The 5,315-nt window shown below is 71.0% G+C and carries 5 protein-coding genes and 1 pseudogene; 2 read left to right on the top strand and 4 right to left on the bottom strand.

The features are described from left to right. Positions 1-48: 48 nt before the first annotated feature. The 4 genes from FNH08_RS43830 to zapE all read right to left on the bottom strand — a co-directional run bounded on the left by FNH08_RS43830 (position 49) and on the right by zapE (position 4,084). A complete protein-coding gene (locus FNH08_RS43830) occupies positions 49-1,518 on the bottom strand; it encodes a SulP family inorganic anion transporter (protein WP_194238832.1) in 1,470 nt (489 codons plus the stop codon). Between the two features lie 17 nt (positions 1,519-1,535). Beyond that, positions 1,536-2,117 (bottom strand): carbonic anhydrase, encoded by a 582-nt coding sequence (locus tag FNH08_RS43825; RefSeq protein WP_152777083.1) that lies wholly within the window; start codon positions 2,115-2,117, stop codon positions 1,536-1,538. A gap of 81 nt (positions 2,118-2,198) precedes the next feature. Continuing rightward, positions 2,199-2,597, bottom strand: coding sequence for a hypothetical protein (locus FNH08_RS43820; protein WP_152777082.1), 399 nt, complete (start codon positions 2,595-2,597; stop codon positions 2,199-2,201). 341 nt (positions 2,598-2,938) lie between these two features. Next, positions 2,939-4,084, bottom strand: coding sequence for a cell division protein ZapE (gene zapE, locus FNH08_RS43815; RefSeq protein WP_152777081.1), 1,146 nt, complete (start codon positions 4,082-4,084; stop codon positions 2,939-2,941). Between zapE and FNH08_RS43810 the strand changes: the two genes are divergently transcribed. Both FNH08_RS43810 and FNH08_RS43805 read left to right on the top strand, forming a co-directional pair. Further along, positions 4,083-4,964 carry a pyrimidine reductase family protein gene (locus FNH08_RS43810; RefSeq protein ID WP_152777080.1) on the top strand — a complete coding sequence of 294 codons (882 nt, stop codon included), beginning with the start codon at positions 4,083-4,085 and terminating at the stop codon, positions 4,962-4,964. The two genes, zapE and FNH08_RS43810, sit on opposite strands and share 2 nt — an antisense overlap. 92 nt (positions 4,965-5,056) lie before the next feature. Further along, positions 5,057-5,315: pseudogene (locus FNH08_RS43805) on the top strand (indole-3-glycerol phosphate synthase); the annotation flags it as partial.

The raw sequence follows: 5,315 nt of genomic DNA, 5'->3' as shown, positions 1-5,315 counted from the left end.
GTGACGCACACAGCGTCACCGGCAGCCCCGCCCCGTAGAAGCCAGGGGCTACAGGCTCACACCGTCTCCGACCTCAACCCGCACCGGCTCCGTGTCCGGCGCACTGTGCCGCTCCGCCCAGTTCTCCAGGGCCGTACGGCAGGCGTGGTCGAGGTGGTGGAGACCGGAGAGGTCCACCTCGATCGGGCGGTCCTGGGGCAGCGCCTCCAGGTTGTCGAGGATCTTCGGCAGACGCAGGAAGGTCGCGTTGCCCGACAGGTACGTCTGGATGGGACCCGCGCCCTTGTCGATGACCTCCAGCTTGATGTGCGAGGCCTCCCACGCGGTCTTGACGACCGAGAGGGCCAGACCGATCAGTACGCCCTCGAACATGTTCACCGCGACGATCGCCACGGCGGTGACCACGAGGATCAGCGCCTCGCCCCGGTGCGAACGCCACAGACCGACGATCTCCCGGAAGGGGATCAGCTTCCAGCCCGCGTGGACGAGGACACCCGCGAGGGCCGGGATCGGGATGAGCGCCAGCGTGGACGGCAGCAGCGCGGCGAAGAGCAGGAGCCAGACGCCGTGCAGCACCCGGGACGCCTTGGTCTTCGCGCCCGCGTTGACGTTGGTCGAGCTGCGGACGATCACCGCGGTCATGGGCAGCGCGCCGAGCACACCGCACACGGTGTTGCCCGCGCCCTGGGCCATCAGCTCCTTGTCGTACTCGGTGCGCGGCCCGTCGTGCAGGCGGTCCACGGCCGCGGCGCTGAACAGCGACTCGGCGGAGGCGATCAGGGTGAAGGCGATGATCGTGCCGATGATGCCGACGTTCGCCAGCTCGCCGAAGGCGTCGAAGCCGGGCGGCTGGATGGAGTCCAGCAGACCCTTCACCTCGACGGTGGCGACGGGGAGGCTGAAGGCGACGGAGGCGACGGTGGCCAGGACCACCGCGGCGAGCGCGCCCGGCACCGTCTGCGCCTTCTTCGGCAGCTTCTTCCACAGCACCATCACCGCGATGGTCCCCGCGCCGATCGCGAGCGAGACCAGGGCGTCCGTGCTGCCGAAGGCGTCGACGGCCGCGCCGGGCAGCCCGGCGATCTTGTCGAGACCGGAGGCGGGGGCCTTCAGCCCGGCCGCCGCGTACAGCTGGCCCGCGATGATGACGAGCCCGATGCCGGCCAGCATGCCTTCGACGACGGACACGGATATCGCCCGGAACCAGCGGCCCAGCTTCAGGGCGCCCATGGCGAGCTGGAGCAGACCGGCGGCGAGCACGATGACGCCCAGTGCGGGCAACCCGAACTCGCTGACCGCCTCGAAGACCAGCACGGTCATACCGGCCGCCGGCCCCGACACCTGGAGGCTGCTGCCTCGCATGAAGCCGGTGACGAGACCGCCCACGATGCCGGTGATCAGGCCGAGTTCGGCCGGGACCCCGGAGGCGACGGCGACGCCCACGCACAGCGGGAGGGCGACGAGGAACACGACGAGTGAGGCGGTGAAGTCCTGCCTCAGATGGGGATACTTGGTCAGCACAGTCGTTCCCCCGCTCACAGAGATTCGAACGAGTCGGTGTCCGCGCGGTGTTCGCGCACGGCCCCGGTGTGCACCTCGTAGTACCAGCCCCTCAGGCGGAGCTGTCCCGCCGTCAGACGCTGTTCGACGCACGGGTAGGACCGCAGGCGCAGGACCTGCGCCAGGACGTGGTTCTGTACGGCCTCCGCGACCGTGGGGTCCGCCGGGTCGTCGCACTTGGGCGCGTCCGCGGCGTGTGCGAGCCACTCCTGCACGGCGGGTACGGCCGTCAGGTCGTCGCCGCGGACCATCGCGCCGACCGCACCGCAGTGCGAGTGGCCGCAGACCACGATGTCCTGTACGCCGAGGACCTCCACGGCGTACTCGATGGTGGCCGCCTCGCCGGTGCAGCGGTCGGAGGTGTACGCGGGCACGACGTTGCCCGCGGTGCGCAGTTCGAAGAGCTCGCCGGGCCGGGCGCCCGTGATCAGGGCGGGGACGACCCGGGAGTCCGAGCAGGTGATGAACAGGACTTGGGGGGACTGACCTTCGGCCAGCCCGGCGAACTCCTCAGGGCGCTGTCCGAACGTACGGGCGTTGTCGATGAGGGGCTGCATGTTGTGGTGACTCCTCCTGGCGCGCCACGGCGGCGCGTCGGGCTGACAAGACAGAGTGTGTGGGGGGGCGGGCTCTGCTGCTCAGCAGCGGAAGACCTGGAGTGCGGCCGGGGTGTGGGCCGTACGTGATCTCTCCACGCGGTGGTGCGACGTGAGCCGCGCGACGGGCTCGTGAGCGGACGCCGGATCCTCCTCCTGCAGCGGACGCTCGGGTGCCTGGGGCACCGAGTCGGCCGTGCGATGCCGGTCGTTCCTGGGCAGGGGGATGACCGGGTCCCCCGAGCCGTCGCACTCGCGGTGGGTGACGATCTCGTCGCGCAGCGCCTTACCCGTGAGTACCTTTCCGGGCGCGGCGTTGACCTTGGCATCTCGGGCGGTGTGCGCGGATGCGAAGGATGTGGCGGGAGTGAAGAACGGGAGGCAGAGCAGAACGGCGGCGAGGAGTACGACCACGGTCCGGGCCGTCTTACCTTGCGACATGTGCCTCCCCCCGGTAGTTGGTGGTCTTTTCGGCGCGTCAACAGATGGTCAACAGCGGGTCAAGAGGAACGTTAACCCGGCGAAGTTGTTTGCAGGGTTAACTTAACGTTTCATGCTGAAGAGAGCCTGAAAAGCGAGGCAGGGTTGGCCGGAACAAGCCCTTGACCTGCCGGAGTTCGCCGGATAAGCAGCCCGCGGGGCAGGGCGTGGTGTGGCGCGGCGTGGCGCGGAGTTCGGTGGGCGCGCGGCGCCCGTCCGCGGGGCTCAGTGCGCGGCGCGCGGCGCCGTCCCGCGGCGCCGTCCCGCGAGGGTTCAACGCGTGAGGAGCCCCCGCAGGGCGATCAGTGCTCGACGAGTCCCTTGGCGTCGCGGGCGAGCGCGGTGAGGCGGGAAATGGCCCGGAAGTACTTCTTGCGGTAGCCGCCGTTCAGCATCTCCTCGCTGAACAGCTTGTCGAAGGGCAGCCCCGAGGAGAGGACCGGCACCTCGCGGTCGTACAGCCGGTCGGCGAGCACGACGAGCCGCAGAGCGGTCGACTGGTCCGGAACGGGCTGCACGTCGGTGAGGCACACCGCCTTCAGGTCGTCCGTGAGGGCGCCGTAGCGGCTCGGGTGGACGCGCGCCAGGTGGTCGAGGAGCTGCGGGAACTCGTCGAGCGAGGCGCGCTCGGTGGCGTACGCGGCCTTCATGACCTGCTCGGCGGAGAACGGCGCCGGGGCCTCGGGCAGTCCGCGGTGACGGTAGTCCTCGCCGTCGATGCGCAGGGCGCGGAAGTGCGCCGACAGCCCCTGGATCTCGCGCAGGAAGTCGGCCGCCGCGAACCGGCCCTCGCCGAGCTTGCCCGGCAGGGTGTTCGAGGTGGCGGCGAGGGCGACACCCGCGTCGACGAGCTTGCCGAGCAGGGTCGAGACCAGGACGGTGTCGCCCGGGTCGTCCAGCTCGAACTCGTCGATGCACAGCAGACGGTGTCCGGACAGGGTCTGGACCGTCTTCTGGAATCCGAGCGCGCCCACCAGGTTCGTCAGCTCCACGAACGTGCCGAACGCCTTCAGTGCGGGCTCGGCCGGGGTCGCGTGCCAGAGGGAGGCCAGCAGGTGGGTCTTGCCGACGCCGTAGCCGCCGTCGAGGTAGACACCGCGCGGTCCGGTGGGGATCTTCTTCGTGGCCCTGCCGAAGCCGAAGAGCCGTCGCTTGCCGCCCGATCCGCCGGCGGGCGCACCGCCGAGCCCCGCCGCGAAGCCGCTCAGTACCCGGACGGCCTCCGTCTGGCTGGGCTGGTGCGGGTCCGGGATGTACGTGTCGAAGCGCACCGAGTCGAACCGGGGCGGCGGCACCATCTCGGCGACGAGCCGGTCCGCGGGGACGTGCGGCTCACGGGCGCACAGGGACAGCGGGACCGCTTCGGGTATGCGACCGGTTCCGGACACGGCGGTGGAGGACGACGACACGGTTACCGAGTCTAAGGGTCGTGCCACACTGCACGACATGCGACGCCTGTTCCCTGTGACCGAAGAGACAGCGACCCGACGGCTCTCAGGCGCGCCCGGCGGGGGTGCGGACGCGGACCAGGACGCGGCTGTCGGCCAGAACACGACTGTCGGCCAGGGTACGGCTGTCGGCCAGGACGCGGCTGCCGAGCACGAGTGGAGCCTCGACGAACTGGCCGAGGCGTACGCCTACCCGTCGGCGTCCGGGGGCGCCCCCGAGCCCTGGCTGCGCGCCAACATGGTGTCGACCCTCGACGGCGCCGCCCAGCACGACGGGCGCTCCCAGCCCATCTCCACCGCGGCCGACATGCGGATCTTCGGCACCCTGCGCGGGCTCGCGGACGTCGTGCTCGTGGGCGCCGAGACGGCACGCCAGGAGCAGTACCGCCCGGCCCGCGCACGCGAGGCCTTCGCGGCGCGCAGGGAGGCCGCCGGGCAGGGCCCCGCGCCCGCCGTCGCCGTGGTCAGCGCGAACCTGGACCTGGACTTCTCCCTGCCCCTCTTCACCTCGCCCTTGGTCCCCACCCTCCTGCTGACCGGCGCCGCGGCGGCACCCGACCGGGTGGCCGCCGCCGAGAAGTCCGGCGTCCGGGTCGTGATCGCCGGGGACGGTATGGGGGTGGAGCCCGCCCGTGCCGTACGCGCCCTCGCCGACCTGGGGCACACCCGGCTGCTCACCGAGGGCGGCCCGCGTCTGCTGGGACAGCTGGTGGCGGCCGACGTGCTGGACGAGCTGTGTCTCACGGTCGCCCCGATGCTGACGGCGGGGGACGCGCAGCGCATCGCCGGGGGCCCCTCCGTCGCCGTACCCAAGCGTTTCGAACTCGTGTCCCTCCTGGAGGAAGCCGGGTTCCTGTTCAGTCGTTACCGTCGGACCTGAAGGGCCGTGGGTGGAATGTGCTGTTCTGATTTGGTTCCGCTGGGCACTCTGGAACTCCCGTTCCCGTTCCCAGGAGGAGAAGGGCGCCTGTCGTGTTCACGAGCGTATTGATGATCGAGAAGGCATTGACGTCCGCCGACGTGGAGTTCGTCACCACCTTGCACGGCGACGAGGCCGTCTCCTTCCACGTGCTGCTCCAGCCCCGCGGCGACCAGGCGGACCGCCTGCTGCGGGCCATCGACGACCTCGCCCTCGGTGAGCTGGACGAGGCCACCCGTGAGCGGGAGACCCCCGAGGGGGACGAGGCGCGGGAGCCCGGGGAGCGGGCCCTGGAGGTGTCCCTGCGGGCCC

Source organism: Streptomyces spongiae (assembly GCF_009377185.1).
Lineage (GTDB): Bacteria > Actinomycetota > Actinomycetes > Streptomycetales > Streptomycetaceae > Streptomyces > Streptomyces spongiae.
This window is presented reverse-complemented; position numbering and strand designations above follow the sequence as displayed.